The following is a 19,120-nucleotide window of genomic DNA, read 5'->3' as shown; positions in this document are numbered from 1 at the left end:
TCGTTTTGCTGCAAACTCTGTTGTCAAAGTGTGCAGATTCTGATGTCACGCCACAGTGGGGCAAGGGCGGCGGAAAGGGCAATGCCCGCCGCCACGGCCATCGCGTCGGCCGTTCGGACCGCCGCATCAAGCGCAGTCCCCGGATCCGACAGCAATCCGGGCTCGAGCGCGGCGGCAAGTGTCACCGGACGGTCTGGCACAAGGCGCTCCACCAGCCTGGCAAAGCGCGCCGTCAGCGGCAGGAAGACCAGTGCGCCGACCAGGTTGAACAGCGTGTGGAACAGGACAAGCGCAGTCTGGTCGTCCTGCCCGAGGAAGGTTGCATGCAACACCGGCGACACCAGGTCGAGCACCGGAAAGGCCAGCGCAACCGTGCCGATGTTGAACAGGAAATTGGCAAGCGCCGTCCGCCGCATCTCGACCCCGCCCCCTGCCGAGGCCATGATCCCGGTCAGCGTCGTGCCCAGGTCCATCCCGATCACGGCCGCAGCGGCCTGCGGAAAACTGATCGTGCCCGAGCCAAGAAAGACCAGCGCCATGGCCACCCCGGCAGAGGAGCTGTGCATGATCGCCGCCAGCCCGAGGCCGAGCAGGACCATGAGCAACCGCCCGGTCCAGCCCTCGCCCGGAAGCTGGTCAGGAGTGATCAGCCCCTCGATCCCCGCCACCGATGACTGCATCAGGTCGAGCCCGATGAACAGAAGCGACAGCCCCGCCAGCATCCGGCACCAGCGCGCCAGCCGCCCTTCGCCGAAGATGCCGCCCAGCGCGGCGAGGAACAGCAAAGGCAGGGCCAGGGTTCCGAGCTTCAGCTTGATGCCGACCATGGCCACGATCCAGCCGGTCACGGTGGTCCCGACATTTGCGCCGAAGAGCACCCCGAGCGACTGGCCGAAACTCAGCAGCCCGGCCCCGACGAAACCGATCGCCATGATGGTCACCGCCGTCGAGGACTGGACCATCGCGGTGATCGCCGCGCCGCTGACCGCCCCCCGCAGGGGCGTGCGCGTCATGCGCAGAAGCCAGCGCCTCAGCCCCTCGCCCGCCAGGGAACGCAGGGCCGCCGTCATGGTCTCCATCCCGAACAGGAAGAGACCGATGCCGCCCAGAAATCCAAGGATACCCCCGGTCATGCCGGGAAGGTGACCCAAGCCCGCCCCCATGGCAAGTCGCGCGGGCTTGAGGCTGCCGCCGCTATCTGCGACAAAGTGTCGGAGTGCGACCTGTCCCGCCCGGCGGGCAGCAACGGAAGTTCCGGCAATGACCGAAAATCTGAAGGGTGCGGCCCTGTCGCTGGCGGCTTTCGCCTTCTATGCCACCCATGATGTCGTGGTGAAGTATCTCGGCGGGCATTACTCCTCCTTCCAGACCATGTTCTTTGCCGGGCTGATGGGCTTTCCGCTCATCACGATCCTCCTGCTCAGCGACCGGCGCGACGGCACCCTGATCCCGCGGCATCCATGGTGGACCGCGATCCGCACCGTCAGCGCGGTGGTGACGGGGGCGATGGGCTTCTATGCCTTCTCGGTCCTGCCGATGGCGACCTGCTATGCGATCTTCTTCGCCATGCCCCTGCTCATCACGCTGATGGCGATCCCCATGCTGGGCGAGAAGGTGGGCCTGCGTCGGGGCATAGCGGTCGTCGTGGGCCTTCTGGGCGTCATCATCGTGCTGCGGCCGGGCAGCGGCGACGGGTTCTCGCTGGGGCATCTCGCGGCGCTGGGGGCCGCGACGACGGGGTCGCTGTCCTCGGTCATCGTGCGCAAGATCGGGCGCGACGAACGGTCGGTCGTGCTGATGCTTTACCCGATGGTGCTGACCTTCATCGCCACCGGGGCGCTGATGCCCTTCGTCTATCGCCCGATGCCGGTGGAGGATCTGGGCCTGACAGCGGTGATGGCGCTTCTGGGCACGCTGGGCGCGCTGGCGTCGATCGCCGCCTACCGCGTGGCCGCCGCCGTCATCGTTGCCCCGATGCAGTATTCCCAGATCATCTGGGCGGCGCTTTACGGCTGGCTCTTCTTCAACGAAACCGTCGATCTCTACACCGGCATCGGCTCGGCCGTCATCATCGCCTCGGGCATCTACATCGTTCTGCGCGAGGGCACGCCCGAGGTCAGCCAGAACCGCCCCGTGCTGGAGAACCGCTCGCGCTGGGAAATCGGGACGCTGCCGCGGATCTCGACCTGGCTCAAGCGGCTGGAAAGGGGCGGCGATCAGGCGTGAGGCCTCTTGCCAAAGCGCGGCGGACGGGATAACCCCCCCGCATCGGTCGGAGCGTAGCGCAGTCTGGTAGCGCACCTGCTTCGGGAGCAGGGGGTCGGAGGTTCGAATCCTCTCGCTCCGACCAGTTTCCCGGATTACCTCGGTGATGGCCCCCAAGAATTTTCGGCGAAAATTCTTGGGTCTCGCAGTCGTCTCAGCGCCGCGCCGCCCAGGCTCGGGCGATGTAGTCGGCGGTCATCAGGTCCAGATGCGCGCCGCCGCCGTTCTTGGCGATGGTGATCTCGTCATCGGACCGCCGCGCGAACAGCGTGGGGTCGTCGTAGAAATCGGCGATGACATCGGCCTCGGTGATCGCGCCCGAGGCGATGGGGTCGATCAGTTCGCCGATGTGGTGGATCGTGGTGGCGCGGCTGTCCACGAACAGGCGCGCGCGGCTCATCGCGCGGTCGTCCACCTCGCGCATGCCGGGCTTGTAGGCGCCGATCAGGTCGAGGTGCTGGCCGGGTTGCAGCCAGTCGCCCCGGATCAGCGGTTCGGTCGCCATGGTAGCAGTGCAGATCACGTCGGCCCTGCGCACCGCCGCCTCCAGGTCATCGGCCACGGGCAGGCCCATGGCCTCGGCGCTGGCGCGGCTGCGGCTCCAGACGGTGAATCGGGCCTCCGGAAAGACCGAGGAATAGGCCTCGACCATGCTGCGCGCCACGGCACCCGCCCCGACCAGAAGGAAATCGCGCGCGTCCTTCCGCGCCAGCCGCGAGGCCGAGAAGAGGCTGTCGCCCGCCGTCTTCCACTTGGTGACCAGGTGGAAATCGACGATGGCGGTCAACTCGCCGGTCCGGTCGTCGTAAAGCGTCACCGCGCCATGGATCGAGGGCTTGCCCAGGGCCGCATTGCCCGGGAAGATCGTCGCTACCTTGACCAGGGCGCCCAGCCCGTCGATCCAGGCGCCCCGGTTCAGGATCGTGTCGCGGTCGCGCGACAGGAGCATGTCCTTGATGCCGGCCAGCGGCAGGCGATGCCCGGCCTCGAAGGCCTGCAACAGACCGGCCCAGGTCAGATGCGCCTCGGCTTCGTACGGGATGATCTCGGTCACAGCCCTGCCTCCGCTTGCGTCAAGAGCCCCTCGGCCACCAGCCTTGCAGCCCAGCCCTGCCAGCTTTCGAACTGGTGCGTGCGCCAGCCGCGGCGGGCGGCGGCGGTGATGTTGTCGGCCCGGTCATCGGTGAAGATCAACCGGTCGGGCGGAAGGCCGCAATCGTCCTCCACCGCCTGGTAGATGCGCGGATCGGGCTTCGACACCTTGAGCCGGCCCGAGACATATTCGCGGTCGAACTCGCCCAGGAAATCCAGCTTGTCGCGGGCTTCCTCGTAGGAATAGCTGCCGAAGTTGGTCAGGCAGAAGACCGGCACCCCCTTCGCCCTCAGCGCACGAAGTAGCGCGATGGAACCTTCGATCCGGGGACTGGCCAGCTCGATCCAGCGGTCATACCACATGCGAATCTCGGGCGCCCAGTCGGGGTGGCGGTCGGCCCAGTCGTAGATCGTCTCGCGGAACAGCGCCCCGTCATCGACCAGCGCGTTCATGTGATGCAGGTCCACCTCGGCGAACAGTCGCTTGCGGCGGTCCTCGCCCAGCACCCGGTCATAGAAGGCCTCGGGCTGCCACCGGGTCAGCACGTTGCCGATGTCGAAGATCACTGCCTCAGGCTGCATCGCTTTCCCGTCTGCGCACCGTTTCCCGCCAGATCACATAAAGGCCGGAGCCGCAGATGAGCGCAATCCCCACCCAGGACACGGCGTCGGGGAAGGTGCCGAAGACCACCAGTCCCCAGAAGATCGCCAGCGGCATGCCGACATATTCGAAGGGCGCGATCAGCCCGGCCTCGGTGGTGCGGTAGGCCTGCGTCACCATCATCCCGCCGATCCCGACCGACAGGCCGGTGGCCAGGAAGATCGGCCAGTCCTCGACCGGCGGCCAGATCCAGGGACGGAACAGGAAGGCCCAGATTTCCTCCTCGCTGGCCAGGTGGCCGTCGCCGGCCCAAAGCCCCATGGCCAGGCTGACGATGATGAAGCCGGTCTGGACGTAGAAGGACAGGGTCATCGCGCTTTCGGTTCCGCCCATGTGGCGGGCGAGCAGATTGCCCGAGGCGTAGAGAACCGCCGAGACCAGGACCAGAAGCGCGGCGGGCTGGATCACGCCCGATCCGGGGCGCAGCATGACGATGACCCCGACCATGCCGACGATGACCGCGGCCCAGCGGCGGGGGCCGACCTTTTCGCCCAGGAACAGGATAGACAGGAGCGTGATGATGATCGGGCTGACATAGGCCACCGCCACCGCATCGGCCAGGTCCATGACGGCAAGGCCGGTGAAGTAGGTCACGTTCGACAGCATGACGATGGCGACGCGCGCCAGATGCGTTGCCGGTCGGCGGGTTGCCAGCTGCGACCAGCCCCGGTCGGACCAGTGGATCACGGCCAGGATGAAGGCCATGGCGACGATGGCGCGGATCAGGATCACCTGGTGCAGCGCATAACCGCCCGAGAGGAACTTGATCGAGACATCGTTGACCGAGAAGATCAGCGTGCCGCCGATGGCGAAGAGGATGCCGGTCAGGGCGGGAGAACGAGCCATTGCGGCAGGGAAGCCCCGCCCCCCGGTTCCGTCTGTTCCGCCCGCGACATCGGGTGACGCGGGCAGACCCGGATCAGGGATTGGTTGCCGGGGCCTCGGGGGCGGGCTCGGCCGGGGCTTCGGTGGCAGGGGCCGGAGTCGCGGTGGCGGCGGCAGCGGCGGCGGTCGCCGCCTCGAGGTCCGCGCCCAGCTTGTCAACCTGGGTCTGAAGCTCGGCCAGCTGCTTCTCCAGCGCGTCCTTCTCGGCCTCCTTGGTGACGAGGGCCGCTTCCTTGGCCTGGACCTCGGCCTGAAGCGCGGCGACCTTCTGGCTGGACTGGTAGGCGTAGAACCCCAGAATGGCCAGCGACGCCACGACGATGGCAAGAACGAGATTCTTCATCCGATTTCCCCAGTCCGTCTGCTGCGCGCACCTGACCACAAGCGCGGCCACCGCACAAGCCGGTCCAGGAGGCACGGCGGCTCAGCCGGGCGCGGCGAAGACCTGGACCCAGTAATAGCGCAAGGGCGCACGGTTGCCGCGGATGGGGCGGTCGTCCGGCTGATAGACCAGCGCGATCCCGGTGTCCCGCATGGCGCAGTTCAGCATGTTGCGGCGGTGTCCGGCGCTGTTCAGCCAGCTGCGCACCACCTCGGTTGCCGATTTCTGCCCGGCCGCGATGTTCTCGGCCGCCGTGCGATAGTCGTAGCCCTGCCGCTTGATCCGGCTGGAAAAGCGGCTGCCGTCCTTGCCGGCATGGCCGAAGAAGTTCTGTTCCGCCATGGCGCGGGCATGTGACCGGGCGGCCGCCATCAGCTTGGGATTCGCCCGCAATGGCGCGCAGCCGGCCTTGGCCCGGGCCGCGTTCACCGCCGACAGCACGCTTTCGGCAGGGCCGGCCGCGACCGGTGCGGCAAGCGCCACCGACAGCGACAGGAAAAGCGCGCTAAGCCAGGAAAGCCTGGGCGTGGAAGGACACATGGTCCTCCATGAAGGTCGATACGAAGAAGTAACTGTGGTCATAGCCCTTCTGCATCCGGAACGTCCCCCCCTGACGCACCGCGGCCATCGCTTCGGCCAACGCCTCGGGGCGGAGCTTGTCGAGGAACTGGTCGGAGGTCCCCTGGTCCACCAGAATCGGCCCATCGAACCCCCGGCGCCGCATCAGCAGGGTGGCATCATGCGCCGCCCAGGACGACTCGTCCGGGCCGAGATAGGCGGAAAGTTGCGGACGACCCCAATCGCTCGCCGTCGGGTTGCAGATCGGGGCGAAGGCCGAGACCGATTTGAAGCGGCCCGGAAAGCTCATCGCGATGGTCAGCGCGCCGTGGCCGCCCATGGAATGGCCGGTGATGGCCTGCGCCTCCTCGGCCAGGGGAAAGGCGTTGAACAGAAGGCGCGGCAGCTCTTCGGTCACATAGTCCCACATCCTGAAATGCGGGGCCCAGGGGGCCTGGGTCGCATTGACGTAGAAGCCCGCCCCCTGCCCCAGCGCGAAGTCGGGGTCGTCGGCCACGCCCGCGCCGCGCGGCGAGGTGTCGGGGAAGATCAGCGCGATGCCCGCCTCGGCCGCCCAGCGCTGCGCGCCGGCCTTGATCATCGCGTTCTCGTGCGTGCAGGTCAGGCCCGAGAGGAACCAGAGCAAAGGCACCGGCCCGTCCTCGGCCTGGGCGGGCAGGAACAGCCCGAAGGTCATGTCGCAGGCGCAGGCGAGCGAGGGGTGGCTGTAAACGCCCTGAACCCCGCCGAAGGCCCGGTTTTCCGAGATGGTCTTCATATGTAGCCTCCCTGGCTGAGTAGGGCGATCACCGCCGTCACCGTCAGCACCGAGGCCGCGGTGGACAGAAGGATCGCGGTGGAAACCCGTTGCGGCGCGACGCGGTAGTGCTGCGCCAGGATGAACACGTTGCCCGCGACCGGCAGGGCGGCGGCGGCGATCATGACGCCGGCCTGATAGCCGGTCACTCCCAGTAGCCAGCAGGCCCCCGCCACGGCGGCGGGATGCAGGAAAAGCTTGGCAAAGGACAGCCAGGCCGCGACCTCGACCCGTTCCGCCGACCGCCCTGCCAGCGAGGCACCGATGGCGAACAGCGCGCAGGGCGTGGCGGCGGCGCCGAGCAGCGTCAGGAACTCGTTCACCGGCCCGGGCAGCGCGAGGCCCGTCGCGCCCCAGCCGATGCCGAGGACGACCGAGACGATCATCGGGTTCTTCGCCAGGCCCGTGGCGAGGATGCCGAAGGTCTGAGCGCTGACCCGGCCCGCCCGCAGGCCGGTGATCGCCATGGTCAGGATCGAGGAGAACACGATCAGGTCCACCGCCAGCACCAGCAGCACCGGCCCCACCGCCTGCGGTCCGAGGAGGAGCGCCAGCATCGGGATGCCCAGGAAGCCCACATTGCCGATGACCCCGGTATGCGCCTCGAAAACCGCTTCCTCGGGGCTGGTTCGGCGCGCAAGGGCCACGCCGGCGACGATCAGCCAGACGGCAGAGGTCGCCAGCAGATAGGCGAAGACGAAGGTCCAGGAGAAGATCGCCGCCACGTCCAGGTTGGCGGCAAAGCCGAACAGCATCGCCGACAGCGCGAAATAGAACACGAAGCGGGTCAGGTAGGCCGTCGCCTCCTCGGAGAAGAAGCGCGTGCGGCCGGCCAGGTAACCGAGGCCGATCACGGCGAAGAAGGGAAGGGTCTTCAGAAGGATCGCCAGCATGCCCGCACAGGTGTCATGCGCGGGCGGAAAGGGCAAGGCATCCGGTCGGGAATCGGTCGCCGGACTCTCGGACGACGGAGATGGGCGGGACGGCAGGGACTCCCGACCGATCGGGGCCTTCTGTGGCAAAACCGGGGCAAGACGGCTGAAACGGATTGTTGCGCAAGTGCCAGCCCAGATTGGGTTTCGGCGGGAGATCCCCACAACCAATAGGCGTGCAGTTGTCTCGTCCTTTGGGACGGCAATCGGATTCCATCACTCAAGGTTGTGCAATTGTGGCGAGAAACGAACGAAATCCCTTCACGTTTTGGCCCAACTCATTGGCTAGTCCTGAAGGATGCCGCGCGGGCCTTCGGGGGGAAGGGTGCCGTCCGGTCAACCGGGAATTGCAATGACCGCTGCCGCATTGAAGATCGACCGCGAGGATGCCGGACCCAGCTCGGACGAGCTGCCCGCGGGCACGAAACTGCTGTTCGGGCAGTATACCATCAAGTCCTTCGTCAACAGCGGCGGCTTCGGGATCGTTTACCTGGCCATCGATTCGCTCGACCGGACGGTGGTGATCAAGGAATGTTTCCCCTCTGCCTTCTGCCGCCGCATCGGCCAGACGGTCGGCGCCCGGTCCCGGGCGCAGCAGGATGATTTCCAAACCGCCGTGCGGCAGTTCGTCCAGGAAGCCGTGACGCTGTCGCAGCTGGACCATCCGAACATCGTCAAGGTCCATCAGGTCTTCGAATGCAACGGGACCGCCTACATGGCGATGGACTACATCGAAGGCTACGACCTGTTGCAGACGGTCGAGGGCAGCGCGCCGCCCCTGCGCCCGAAAGAGATCATCGCCCATCTGGCGACCATGCTGGACGCCATCGGCCACGTTCATGCCCAGGGGCTTTTGCATCGCGACATCTCGCCCGACAACATGCTTCTGGACCCGCGCAAGGGCCAGCCGGTGCTGATCGACTTCGGCGCCTCGCGCAAGGACGTGACCAGGAAAAGCCGGGCGGTTTCCGGGCTGCGCGTGGTCAAGGACGGCTACTCGCCGCAGGAATTCTACGTCGTCGGCAGCAAGCAGGCGCCGTGCAGCGATCTCTATGCGCTGGCGGCCAGCTTCTACCACCTGATTTCGGGCGAAACGCCCAAGACCTCGCAGGAACGGCTCGCCGCTCTGGCCGGGCGCGAGGGTGATCCCCTGCGGCCGCTGGCAGGCAGGTTCCGCGGCTATCCGACCCCGTTCCTGGCCGCGATCGACAAGGCGATGGCGATTTTCCCGCGCGACCGCCTGCAATCGGTCGAGGAATGGCGCGCCATGGCGGGTCTGACCGACGCGGGCGCGGTGCAAGAGCCGGTCGCCTCTGCTGTCGCGCTGCCGGCGGCGCCTGCGCCCGTGCGACCGGACGTCGCCCGATTCCCGGCCGAGATCGCTGCGCCCCGGACCGAACCGGAGGCGCCAGCGACCGCCACCGTCACCATCGGGCAGCCAGCGGTCGTGGAGGCGGACCCGGCGCCTCCCCTCGCCGATGCCGGCGGCCGCAGCCCGGAGGCCCGGTGGCCCGCGCCGGGCAGGCTCGTGGCCGGGGCGGCCGTGGCCGGGGCGATTGTAGTCGGCCTCCTGGGGCTGACTGGCCAGCTGTCGCCCGGCAAGGCGCCGGTTGCCCAGCCGGCCTCGCCGATGACCGTCACCGCGACCGACGCGACGCCCGAGGTCAAGCCCTTTGCGGTGGTCAACATGCTGCGGCTTCCGAACGGTCTGACGTTCGAGGCCGTCGATACCGCGACCGGCACTCAGACCGTGGTTGCCGAGGTGCCGGCTGGCGCCGAGACAACCCTGGAACCGGGCGACGTGCTGCTGATCTATTCGGCATCCGGCGAGATGCTGGGCAGCGCCACCGCCCTGCGCGACACACTTCAGCGCGAGTTCGGGCGCGGCGTGTCAACTTATGGTTTTGTCGTGCGGCGTGGTGCAAGTACAGTGGATGCAGAATTCCGGCTTGGGGTGGCCGGTTGACCCTGCGGCAATTGACAATCTGGACGGGGAGAAACCATCGTGAAGTTCCTGCGCTCTATCTTCGGTGAAACGGACGATACGGGGTCGGCACCTGGCACGGTCGAAGCTGGCCCGGATCCGGTCATGGCGGCCCTGGCGGAACTGGAAGTGAAGCGCCTGCGCGAGGCACTGGCTGCTGCGGCCCCTGCCCAGCCGGCCGCAGCGCAACCCGAACCGGAAGCCCCGGTGTCGGTCGCGCGCCCCGTCCGCGTGGTCAAGGCCAAGGCCCCGCTGCCCGAGGGTGTGACGCCCCCCGCACGCGGCATCTGGGAAATCGAGGACGAAGTCTCCACGGCCGCGAAGGCCGAAGCGGCCCCGCAGCGTCGCCCCACCCGCACAAAGACGCGCGTCCTCGGGTTCGACCCGGAGGCGGCGGCCGTGGTGCCGATGTTCCAGGATCCCGCCGGACTGCCGATCGCGGAAGCGACCCCTGCGCCCGGCAAGGGTTACGTGATGTTCCCGGCGGGCTGGCTGGTGATCAAGGACGGCCCCGGCAAGGGTGCGTCCTTCGCCCTGCATGAAGGCGTGTCCCAGATCGGTCGTGGCGCGGACCAGACGGTGTCGCTCGACTATGGCGACATGGCGATCTCGCGGCATAACCACGCCGCGATCGCCTATGACGGCAAGACGCACGAATTCCACATCGGCCATGGTGGCAAATCCAACCTGGTGCGGCTGAACGGCCGCCCGCTCCTTTCGACCGAACCGGCCAAGGATGGCGACGAGATCCAGATCGGCGAGACGACGCTGGTTCTGAAGGTCCTCTGCACGCCCGAGTTCAACTGGTCCACCTACCAGGAAGAGGGAGACGCGCATGATATGGCGATCGCGTGAACCGCGTTATGACGTCGCCTCGGGCATAAGCCAGGGCGCGCGCGACTACCAGGAGGACGCGATCACGGCCGATTTCCCGGTTGGCGCCGAGGCTGGTTTCGTCGTGCTCGCCGATGGCATGGGCGGTCATGCGGCCGGGGACGTGGCGTCCAAGATCGTGCTGACCGAGGTCTACTCCGAGCTGAAGTTCCATTTCGCCGATGTCGATGCCTTCGAGCGGCGGGCCCCCGAGATCCTGCGCAACGTGGCCGAGTTTGCCAACCAGACCCTGCGCACCCATGCCGAGAGCCACCCCGAGACCGAAGGCATGGGGGCGACCCTGGTGGTGCCGGCCCTGGTCGAGAACCGGTTGTGGTGGATCTCGATTGGCGATTCTCCGTTGTTCCTGTTCCGCGACGGCCGGTTGCGCCAGCTGAACGAGGACCACTCGATGGCCCCGCAGATCGACTTCATGGTGCAGGCCGGTTTGCTGGACGCCCGGATCGCGGCCTGCCATCCCGATCGCAACTGTCTGATGTCGGTGCTGATGGGTTCGGCGATCTCGAAGGTGGACTGCCCGTCCGAACCCCTGGAACTGAAGGCCGGCGACATCGTCATCTGCGCGTCCGACGGCCTGCAATTCCTGAGCAATGCCCAGATCGAGAAGGTGCTGAACCGGTATCGCAAGTCGCGCTCGACCGAGATCGCCGAGCGGCTGCTGGAAGAGATTCACCGCCTGGACGATCCCGACCAGGACAACATCAGCTTTACCATCATCAAGGTCAACGATGCCTCGGCCCGGCCCAGGGCAAGCCACCGGCCGCAGGAATCCGTCGCGGTCGCCCGGCCGCGCGGGTTGACGAAGGTCGTGGCCGATCCCGGCCTGCTGCCGATCCCGGTGCCCTCTCCAGAACCGGACATTCACCCCGAGGAGGTTGCCGCCATCGTCAGCCTTCCCATGGCCGAGGCGGTCGCCATGGAGATCCCTCCGCCCGAGGATACCGCGCCCGACAGTCCCGAAGCGACGGAGGAACCGACCGTCGTCGTGCCGCGCCGGTTCGCGGCCCTGGCCTGAGGGCACGGGGTCCGCGTTCAGGGGCGAAAGACGCTCATGATCCTGTCCAGCGGCTTTTTCCGCTTGGCAACCTCGGGCACGGTGGCGCTGTCCGCCGGATAGCCGACCGGAAGGATCATCACCGGTTTCTCGTGCTCGGGCCTTTCGCACAGGGGACCGAGGAACTTCATCGGGTTGGGCGTGTGTTCAAGGCAGACGAGCCCGGCGTGATGGATCGCCGTGATAAGGATGCCCGTGGCGATACCGACGCTCTCCGGCACGTAATAGTTCTTGTAGCGCGTCCCGTCCTCGGTCAGCCCGTAGCGTTGGGCGAAGACCACGATCAGCCATGGCGCATCGGTCAGATGCGGTTTCGACACGCCGGTCCCGATGGGCTCAAGCGCGGCAAGCCATTCGTCCCCGGCCCCGCCGGAATAGAAGGCGCGCTCTTCCTCCTCGGCCCCCGCGCGGATCCGCGCCTTCATCGCCGGATCGCCGATCGCCACGAAATGCCAGGGCTGGTGGTTCGCCCCCGAGGGCGCGGTGCCGGCCGCCGCGATGCAGGCGGCGATCACTGCCTCGGGCACCGGCCGGGTCGAGAAGTCGCGCACCGAATGGCGTTTTCGCATGTATGCCAGGAACCCGGTCGCGGCCGCGAGCGACCGGTCCTCGTCCATCTGCACCCGGTCGGGCAGCGGCAGGGCGCGGTAGGTCACTTCGCCCTTGCGATACATCACCCGCCCCCGATCAGCACGCCGGCGGCAAAGACCAGCGCGCCGCCGACCACCACCTGGAAGGCCGCCCGCAGGAACGGCGTTTCCATGTAGCGGTTCTGGATCCAGGCGATCGCCCAGAGCTCCACGAAGACCACGATCATCGCGATGGTGGTTGCGGTCCAGAACTCCGGGATCAGGTAGGGCAGCGCGTGCCCAAGGCCGCCGATCGTGGTCATCACGCCAGAGGCAAGCCCGCGCTTCAGCGGCGAGCCTCGGCCCGACAGCACGCCGTCGTCATGCGCGGCCTCGGTGAAGCCCATCGAAATCCCGGCTCCGACCGAGGCGGCCGAGCCGACGAGGAAGGTCGTCCAGCTGTCCTGCGTGGCAAAGGCCGTGGCGAAGATCGGCGCCAGCGTCGAGACCGACCCGTCCATAAGCCCCGCAAGCCCCGGCTGCACCCAGGTCAGGATGAACTGGCGCCGGGCGGTCCGGTCCTCTTCGCTGCGGGTGTCCTCCGGCAGGTGGGTGTCTTCCAGGTGATGGGCATGGCTTTCGTGGCTTGCCTCGGCCGACGCCAGGTCACCCAGAAGCTTGCGGGTCGCCGCATCCTGGGTGCGGGCCGCGGCGCGCAGATAGAAGTCATGTGCCACCTTCTCCATCGCCGCCGCCTCGCCGCGCATCGTCTCGAGCGACAGTGTCTGCGACAACCAGACCGGGCGGCGGGCGTAGAAGCCCGCGACATGTTCGCGCCGGATCAGCGGGATCACCTCGCCGAAGCGCGCACGGTGCAGGTCGATCAGGCGCTGGCGATGGCCGTCCTCCTCGACCGCCATGCCCTCGAATACCGCCGCCGAGGCGGGGTAGTCGGCGCGCAGCCTTTCGGCGAAGCTGCGGTAGATGCGGGCGTCGTCCTCTTCGGACGAGATCGCCAAGGCCAGCACCTCCTGTTCCGAGAGGTCGGAGAAACGGCGGCGGAAGGTCAGTGAGGACAGCATCGAGGCACCCAGTCTGGAATGATTCTAATCTAATCGGGTCATCGGCGGGCGCAACGCGATAATCTGAACTCCATGGTTCAGAATGGTCTTGCCAGACTGAACCGGACAGTTTAGAAATGAATCTGAACCGAAGAGTTCAGATTGGAGATCGAAATGGACCGTCTTTCGCTTGCCCTTGCTGTCACCCTGTCGCTGGCCATCCCGGCTGCGGCGCAGTCGCTGACCATCCTGCTGCCCTCGCTTACCTTCCCGACCGAGACGGTCACGCCCTCGACCAAGGGCTGCGAGGCGCCCGCGGCGGGCGCGACCTGCCAGCTGGCCGAGTGACGCTCGCCTCGCTTGCCGCGCCGGACCGCGATGCTCTATGGTCCCTCGCAGGGGGACCGATGAACGTAGCTGCCGATCACGGGGCCAGTCACGAAGTCAGGCGCGGTCGCAAGTTCGACCAGGTGCTGGAAGGCGCGCGCAAGATCTTCCTGCGCGACGGGTTCGAGCGCGCCTCGGTCGATGACATCGCGCGCGAGGCGGGCGTGTCGAAGGCGACGATCTACGCCTACTTCCCCGACAAGCAGCTTCTCTTCCTGGAGGTCGCGCGCTGCGAGTGCCACCGCCAGACCGACGAGGCCGAAGCGATGGTCGAAGGCGACGTGCCGGTGCAGGTGGCGCTGACCATCGCGGCGGAACGGATCGTGGCCTTCCACCTGTCGGATTTCGGCCAGCGCATGTTCCGCATCGTGGTGGGCGAGGGCGAGCATTTTCCGGGCCTTGGCCGGCAGTTCCACGATTTCGGCCCTGGCCTGATCCACGCTCGGCTGGTGCATCACCTCGGCTGTTACGTCGCCAGCGGCGCGCTGAAGATCGACGACCTGGACCTGGCCGCGGACCAGTTCGCGCAGCTCTGCAAGGCCACGATCCAAGACCGGCTGATGTTCGGCCTGGCCGAGACCATCACCCCCGATCTCGTCCACCGCACGGTGCATGGCGCGGTCGAGATGTTCCTTGCGCGCTATGGGACCTGACCTCCTCGTTCGACTGCGTCTCCTCGTCGGTAGCGCCGCGAGGAGTGACGAAGTCATCGACGAGCCTTACCCGTTCTCGCGCAGCACCGTCCCTGCCAGATAGAGCGAGCCGCAGATCAGCACCCGCGCCTCGGGGGATGTGGCGGCGATGCCGGCCAGCGCCTCGGCAACCGAGCCGGCGGTGACCGCATCCATCCCGGCCGCGCGGGCCGCGTCACGGGTGGCTTCGGCGGGCAGGGTGTTCTTCTCGCCCGGGATCGACACCGCATGCAGGCGCGCGACCTGCGGGGCCAGCGGGCGCATGTAGCCCGTCACGTCCTTGGTGTTCAGCATACCGCAGATCAGATGCGTCTCGCGCCGGGGCATCCGCGCCAGGGTTGCCGCCACCGCCTCGCCCCCCGCGGGGTTGTGCCCGCCGTCGAGCCAGAGTTCCACCTGCGGCGCAAGGTCCACCAGCGGCCCCCGGCGCAGACGCTGCATCCGGGCGGGCCAGACGGCGCGGGTGACGGCGGCCTCGCAGGCGGCCTCGTCCCGGCCGAGCGCGCGCAGGGCGGCGATGGCCGCGCCCGCGTTCTGGATCTGGTGCGGTCCGGGCAGGTTCGGCAGCGGCAGATCCAGAAGCCCGGTCTCGTCCTGATAGATCAGGCGGCCGCGGTCCTCGAAGGCCTGCCAGTGCTGGCCATGCGCCAGGACCGGAGCACCCAGCCGCGCGGCCTGCGCCTCGATCACCGCCAGACCGTCGGGGTGTTGCGGCCCGACGATCACCGGCACGCCGCGCTTGATGATCCCGGCCTTTTCGCCGGCGATCTTGGCAACCGTATCGCCCAGGAACGATTCGTGATCCATCGACACGGGCGTGATGATCGTCAGCCGCGGATGGTCCACCACGTTCGTCGCATCGAGCCGCCCGCCAAGGCCGACCTCCAGCAGCGTCCAGTCCGCCTGCGTGCGGGCAAAGGCCAGGAAGGCCGCGCAGGTGGTGATCTCGAAGAAGGTGATCTCTTCCCCGCCGTTCGCCGCCACGCATTCGTCCAGAAGCGCGGTCAGCGCGGGTTCCGAGATCAGCTCTCCCGCCAGGCGGATGCGTTCGTGGAACCGGGCGAGATGCGGCGAGGTATAGGCATGCACCCGGTCGCCGCCCGCCTCGAGCCCCGCCCGGATCATCGCCTGGGTCGAGCCCTTGCCGTTGGTCCCGGCGATGTGGATTACGGGGGGAATTGCCCGCTCCGGGTTGCCCAGCGCCGACAGCAGCCGTTCGACGCGGCCCAGGGTCAGATCGATGACCTTGGGATGCAGCGTCATCATCCGGTCGAGGATGACATCCGAGCTGAGCGTCACGCCTTCGCTTCCACCTTGTCCGCCGGCTTTTCCGCCGGCGGCGCCAGGTCGCCCTTGATGGCCGGGGGCTGGCCGGTCAGCAGGCGGATCAGGGTGACAAGCTCATCCTTCATCGCCTTGCGATGCACCACGCGGTCCAGCATCCCGTGGTCCAGCAGGTATTCCGCGCGCTGGAAGCCCTCGGGCAGTTTCTCGCGGATGGTCTGTTCGATCACCCGGGCACCAGCAAAGCCGATCTGGGCATTGGGCTCGGCGATCTGCACGTCGCCCAGCATGGCATAGCTGGCCGTCACGCCGCCGGTCGTCGGATGGGTGAGGACGACGATGTAGGGCAGGCCCGCCTCTTTCAGCATCTGCACCGCGACCGTGGTGCGCGGCATCTGCATGAGCGAGAGCATCCCCTCCTGCATCCGCGCCCCGCCGCTGGCCGAGAACAGCACCAGCGGCCGCTTCAGCTTTACCGCGCGTTCGGCGGCCGCGATGATCGCGTTGCCGACATACATGCCCATCGACCCGGCCATGAAGCTGAAGTCCTGCGCGGCGGCGACGATGGGGGTGCGGCCGATCTCGCCCTCGGCCACCAGCATCGCGTCCTTCTCGCCGCTGGCCTTCTGCGCGGCCTTCAGCCGGTCGGTGTATTTCTTCTGGTCGCGGAACTGCAGCGGATCCACCAGCGGCTCGGGCACCTTGACCTCGGTGAAGATGCCGCCATCGAACAGCGCCTCGAAGCGCGCGCGGGGGCTGATCGTCATGTGGTGGTCGCAGGTGCCGCAGACGTTGAGGTTCGCCGCAAGCTCGCGGTGGAACAGCATCGTCCCGCATTCGGGGCACTTGGTCCACAGGTTCTCGGGCACCTCGCGGCGCGAGAACAGCGAGTTGATCTTCGGACGGACGTAGTTGGTGATCCAGTTCATGCCGTGCCTGCTGCCCCTTCGCTTCGGCTTCCCGAGATAAGCCCCGACGTGCGGAAATGCAATCAGCGCAGTCTTGCCGGGGTTGGTGAAACTTCTGCGTCGGCGGCCCGTTGCTTCAGCGGAAAGGAGGCCACGGATGCCCCACGGACCGCTGATCTACCGACACCGCCTGCCAACCCGGATCGCGCATTGGGTCTGGGCCGTCAGCCTGTTCTTCCTGCTGCTGACGGGCCTGCAGATCTTCAACGCCTTTCCCAGCCTGCACATCGGGCGGGAATCGGGCTTCGACTACGACAACGCCATCCTGGCCATCGGCGCGGTCGAGACGCCGGCCGGTCTGCGCGGCGTGACCCGGATCCTGGGGGCCGAGTTCGACACGACCGGGGTCCTCGGCGTCTCGCGGGGCGAGGTCCGCGCCTTTCCCGCCGCCCTCACCATCCCGTCGAAGACCAGCCTCGCGACGGGTCGGATCATCCATTTCTTCTTCGCCTGGCTGCTGGTCGGCACGCTGATCCTGTGGCTGGCGGCCTCGGCGCTGAACGGGCATCTGCGCCAGCTGGTCCCGACGCTGGCCGACCTCCGCGCCCTGCCGCGCGACATCGCCGATCACGCCCGGCTGAGGTTCCACCACGCGGCGAACTATGGCGCGCTGCAGAAGCTCGCCTATGCCTTCGTGCTGTTCCTGGCCTTGCCGGTGATGATCCTGACCGGGCTGTCCATGTCACCCGGCGTCACCGCCGCCCTGCCCTGGCTGCCCGAGCTCTTCGGCGGTCGGCAGACCGCTCGGACCATCCATTTCCTGACCATGCTGGCGCTTCTGGGCTTCTTCGCCGTGCACATGGCGATGATCATTCTGGCCGGCCCCGTGAACGAGATGCGGTCGATCCTGACCGGCTGGTATCGCACCGATGGAGTGAGCGATGCTTGATCGTCGCAGGCTCCTCTTGGGCGGGGCGGCCCTTGCCCTTTCGGGATGCAGGGTCTTCGACAGCGCGACCGAGCCCGAGAGCCGCCTGCGCGCCCTCTTCGCCAGCCATGAGGGGCTGACCCGGGCCGCCCAGCGCGCGTTGATCGGCGACAGCCTCGCGCCGGAATACTCGGAGGCCGACATCCGCCAGGGCCAGCGCCCCAATGGCTCGACCGACCCCTCCGGCGCCGGCTACCGCCGGATGGCGGCCAGCGGCTTTGCCGACTATCGGCTGACTGTGACCGGGCTGGTCGAGGCGCCGCAAAGCCTGTCGCTGGCCGCCCTGACCGCGCTCCCGTCACGGACTCAGATCACCCGGCACGACTGCGTCGAGGGCTGGAGCTGCATCGCCAGATGGCAGGGTGTGCCGCTGGGCACGGTGCTGCGGCTGGCCCGGCCGAAGCTCGCGGCGCGCTATGCCGTCTTCCACTGTTTCGACGCCATCGAGCGCGGGCTATCGGGCGAGGTCTTCTACTATGAATCGATCGACCTGATCGAAGCCTTCCATCCGCAGACCATCCTCGCCTACGCCATGAACGGCATGCCGCTGCCAGTGGCGAACGGGGCACCGCTGCGGCTACGGGTTGAACGGCAGCTTGGCTACAAGATGGCCAAGTATGTCCATGGCATCGAACTGGTGGACAGCCTTGCCGCCCTGGGCCGGGGCCGCGGCAGCTATTGGGCCGACCGGGGCTATGAATGGTACGCGGGGATCTAGACCGACGGCTCGTCGGCGACTTCGTCGCTCCTCGCAGGGCACGGCACGACCGACGAGAAGCCGAAGGCGAACGAGGAGGCGTGCCCGAGGGTCAGCCCCAGGTCGGGTGGAACTTGCCCGCAGGGGACAGGGTGAAGATCTCGCAACCCGTGGCGGTGACCCCCACCGAATGCTCGAACTGCGCCGACAGCGACTTGTCGCGGGTGACCGCAGTCCAGTCGTCAGCCAGGACATTGGTCTCGGGCCTCCCGAGGTTCACCATCGGCTCGATGGTGAAGAACATGCCTTCCTCCAGCACCGGCCCCGACCCGGCGCGGCCGTAGTGCAGCACGTTCGGCGGCGCGTGGAACACCCGGCCCAGACCATGGCCGCAGAAGTCGCGCACCACGCTCATCCTTTGCGCCTCGACATAGGCCTGGATCGCGTGGCCGATGTCGCCGAAGGTGTTTCCGGGCTTCACCGCCGCGATGCCGCGCATCAGGCCCTCGTGCGTGACCTCGATCAGCCGCGCGGCCATGGGCGAGGGCTTGCCGGCCACATACATCCGGCTCGTGTCGCCATACCAGCCGTCCACGATCACGGTGACGTCGATGTTCAGGATGTCGCCGTCCCGCAGCACGTCATCCTTGCGCCGCTTTTCCAGATCGCGCGAGATCGTCTCGGACTTGCTCATCGGGATCGGCGCGCCGGGGATCCCGTGACAGACGACATGGTTCACGCTGATGCAGGAAGCGTGCTTGTATCCCTTGTAGCCGATGGTGGCCGAGGTCACGCCGCGGCGCCTGATTTCCTCGGTGATGAAATCGTCGATCGCCCCTGTCGTGGCGCCCGGCACCACCAGCGGCACCACCGCGTCGAGGATCTCGGCCGCGACCCGGCCCGCCGTCCGCATGCCGGCGAAATCCGCATCCTCGTAGATGCGGATGCCGTCCTTGGTGATCCTGGCGCGCACGTCGTCCATCCGGCTCTCCTTGCACCCTACATAAGAC

At 67.5% G+C, this 19,120-nt stretch carries 21 protein-coding genes and 1 tRNA gene; 9 read left to right on the top strand and 13 right to left on the bottom strand.

The annotated features are described in order from the left end of the window. Positions 1-23 precede the first annotated feature (23 nt). A complete protein-coding gene (locus FL625_RS16415) occupies positions 24-1,133 on the bottom strand; it encodes a Na/Pi cotransporter family protein (RefSeq protein WP_160147806.1) in 1,110 nt (369 codons plus the stop codon). A 127-nt stretch (positions 1,134-1,260) separates the two neighbouring features. On the opposite strand from FL625_RS16415, the gene FL625_RS16410 reads away from it, so the two are divergent. Beyond that, positions 1,261-2,226, top strand: a complete 966-nt coding sequence (locus FL625_RS16410) for a DMT family transporter (RefSeq protein ID WP_149589750.1) — start codon at positions 1,261-1,263, stop codon at positions 2,224-2,226. 47 nt (positions 2,227-2,273) lie between these two features. Then, positions 2,274-2,350: transfer RNA gene (locus FL625_RS16405), tRNA-Pro, on the top strand. Between the two features lie 69 nt (positions 2,351-2,419). On the opposite strand, the gene FL625_RS16400 is transcribed toward FL625_RS16405, so the two are convergent. The 7 genes from FL625_RS16400 to FL625_RS16370 all read right to left on the bottom strand — a co-directional run bounded on the left by FL625_RS16400 (position 2,420) and on the right by FL625_RS16370 (position 7,553). Beyond that, positions 2,420-3,319: an ornithine cyclodeaminase family protein gene (locus FL625_RS16400; RefSeq protein ID WP_149589749.1), complete on the bottom strand. Its 900-nt coding sequence runs from the start codon at positions 3,317-3,319 to the stop codon at positions 2,420-2,422. Then, complete coding sequence (locus FL625_RS16395) at positions 3,316-3,939, bottom strand: HAD family hydrolase (RefSeq protein ID WP_149589748.1); 624 nt, start codon at positions 3,937-3,939, stop codon at positions 3,316-3,318. The genes FL625_RS16400 and FL625_RS16395 overlap by 4 nt, the downstream gene beginning before the upstream one ends. Then, positions 3,929-4,864 (bottom strand): DMT family transporter, encoded by a 936-nt coding sequence (locus tag FL625_RS16390; protein ID WP_149589747.1) that lies wholly within the window; start codon positions 4,862-4,864, stop codon positions 3,929-3,931. The genes FL625_RS16395 and FL625_RS16390 overlap by 11 nt, the downstream gene beginning before the upstream one ends. 73 nt (positions 4,865-4,937) lie before the next feature. Then, on the bottom strand, positions 4,938-5,246 hold the full coding sequence (locus tag FL625_RS16385; protein WP_149589746.1) for a hypothetical protein: 309 nt from the start codon (positions 5,244-5,246) through the stop codon (positions 4,938-4,940). Between the two features lie 81 nt (positions 5,247-5,327). Next, positions 5,328-5,768, bottom strand: a complete 441-nt coding sequence (locus FL625_RS16380) for a CAP domain-containing protein (protein ID WP_160147805.1) — start codon at positions 5,766-5,768, stop codon at positions 5,328-5,330. A 22-nt stretch (positions 5,769-5,790) separates the two neighbouring features. Continuing rightward, positions 5,791-6,621: an S-formylglutathione hydrolase gene (gene fghA, locus FL625_RS16375; protein ID WP_149589744.1), complete on the bottom strand. Its 831-nt coding sequence runs from the start codon at positions 6,619-6,621 to the stop codon at positions 5,791-5,793. Then, positions 6,618-7,553 (bottom strand): AEC family transporter, encoded by a 936-nt coding sequence (locus tag FL625_RS16370; RefSeq protein WP_149589743.1) that lies wholly within the window; start codon positions 7,551-7,553, stop codon positions 6,618-6,620. Before FL625_RS16370 ends, fghA begins: the two co-directional genes overlap by 4 nt. A gap of 391 nt (positions 7,554-7,944) precedes the next feature. On the opposite strand from FL625_RS16370, the gene FL625_RS18290 reads away from it, so the two are divergent. The 3 genes from FL625_RS18290 to FL625_RS16355 all read left to right on the top strand — a co-directional run bounded on the left by FL625_RS18290 (position 7,945) and on the right by FL625_RS16355 (position 11,485). After that, the gene (locus FL625_RS18290; protein ID WP_200833974.1) at positions 7,945-9,558 is read left to right on the top strand and encodes a serine/threonine protein kinase; all 1,614 of its coding nucleotides are present in this window, start codon (positions 7,945-7,947) and stop codon (positions 9,556-9,558) included. A gap of 123 nt (positions 9,559-9,681) precedes the next feature. Then, positions 9,682-10,431 carry an FHA domain-containing protein gene (locus FL625_RS16360; protein ID WP_149589742.1) on the top strand — a complete coding sequence of 250 codons (750 nt, stop codon included), beginning with the start codon at positions 9,682-9,684 and terminating at the stop codon, positions 10,429-10,431. Continuing rightward, positions 10,412-11,485, top strand: a complete 1,074-nt coding sequence (locus FL625_RS16355; RefSeq protein WP_235019466.1) for a PP2C family protein-serine/threonine phosphatase — start codon at positions 10,412-10,414, stop codon at positions 11,483-11,485. Before FL625_RS16360 ends, FL625_RS16355 begins: the two co-directional genes overlap by 20 nt. A gap of 17 nt (positions 11,486-11,502) precedes the next feature. On the opposite strand, the gene FL625_RS16350 is transcribed toward FL625_RS16355, so the two are convergent. Together FL625_RS16350 and mbfA are read right to left on the bottom strand one after the other, a co-directional pair. Then, entirely contained in the window at positions 11,503-12,198 is a 696-nt protein-coding gene (locus FL625_RS16350; protein ID WP_149589741.1) for a nitroreductase family protein, read from the bottom strand. Beyond that, positions 12,198-13,175 carry an iron exporter MbfA gene (mbfA, locus tag FL625_RS16345; RefSeq protein WP_149589740.1) on the bottom strand — a complete coding sequence of 326 codons (978 nt, stop codon included), beginning with the start codon at positions 13,173-13,175 and terminating at the stop codon, positions 12,198-12,200. The genes FL625_RS16350 and mbfA overlap by 1 nt, the downstream gene beginning before the upstream one ends. 153 nt (positions 13,176-13,328) lie before the next feature. Here mbfA and FL625_RS18130 point away from each other — a divergent pair, with 153 nt between their 5' ends. Both FL625_RS18130 and FL625_RS16340 read left to right on the top strand, forming a co-directional pair. Continuing rightward, positions 13,329-13,502 carry a hypothetical protein gene (locus FL625_RS18130; protein WP_160147804.1) on the top strand — a complete coding sequence of 58 codons (174 nt, stop codon included), beginning with the start codon at positions 13,329-13,331 and terminating at the stop codon, positions 13,500-13,502. 59 nt (positions 13,503-13,561) lie between these two features. Then, positions 13,562-14,194 carry a TetR/AcrR family transcriptional regulator gene (locus tag FL625_RS16340; RefSeq protein WP_149589739.1) on the top strand — a complete coding sequence of 211 codons (633 nt, stop codon included), beginning with the start codon at positions 13,562-13,564 and terminating at the stop codon, positions 14,192-14,194. A 66-nt stretch (positions 14,195-14,260) separates the two neighbouring features. Here the strand turns inward: FL625_RS16340 and FL625_RS16335 are convergent, their stop codons facing one another. After that, on the bottom strand, positions 14,261-15,499 hold the full coding sequence (locus tag FL625_RS16335; protein ID WP_435532711.1) for a bifunctional folylpolyglutamate synthase/dihydrofolate synthase: 1,239 nt from the start codon (positions 15,497-15,499) through the stop codon (positions 14,261-14,263). A 29-nt stretch (positions 15,500-15,528) separates the two neighbouring features. After that, entirely contained in the window at positions 15,529-16,446 is a 918-nt protein-coding gene (accD, locus tag FL625_RS16330; RefSeq protein ID WP_149589737.1) for an acetyl-CoA carboxylase, carboxyltransferase subunit beta, read from the bottom strand. 136 nt (positions 16,447-16,582) lie between these two features. Between accD and FL625_RS16325 the strand changes: the two genes are divergently transcribed. Together FL625_RS16325 and FL625_RS16320 are read left to right on the top strand one after the other, a co-directional pair. Further along, on the top strand, positions 16,583-17,374 hold the full coding sequence (locus FL625_RS16325) for a cytochrome b/b6 domain-containing protein (protein ID WP_149589736.1): 792 nt from the start codon (positions 16,583-16,585) through the stop codon (positions 17,372-17,374). Next, on the top strand, positions 17,367-18,131 hold the full coding sequence (locus tag FL625_RS16320) for a molybdopterin-dependent oxidoreductase (RefSeq protein ID WP_149589735.1): 765 nt from the start codon (positions 17,367-17,369) through the stop codon (positions 18,129-18,131). The genes FL625_RS16325 and FL625_RS16320 overlap by 8 nt, the downstream gene beginning before the upstream one ends. Positions 18,132-18,222: 91 nt before the next feature. Here the strand turns inward: FL625_RS16320 and map are convergent, their stop codons facing one another. Continuing rightward, positions 18,223-19,092, bottom strand: coding sequence for a type I methionyl aminopeptidase (gene map, locus FL625_RS16315; protein ID WP_149589734.1), 870 nt, complete (start codon positions 19,090-19,092; stop codon positions 18,223-18,225). Positions 19,093-19,120 lie beyond the last annotated feature (28 nt).

Origin of the sequence: Tabrizicola flagellatus, assembly GCF_008271465.1 — a bacterium.
Taxonomy (GTDB): Bacteria; Pseudomonadota; Alphaproteobacteria; order Rhodobacterales; family Rhodobacteraceae; genus Tabrizicola; species Tabrizicola flagellata.
Note: the sequence above shows the minus strand (reverse complement) of the source record. Positions and strands in the feature narration are given on the sequence as shown.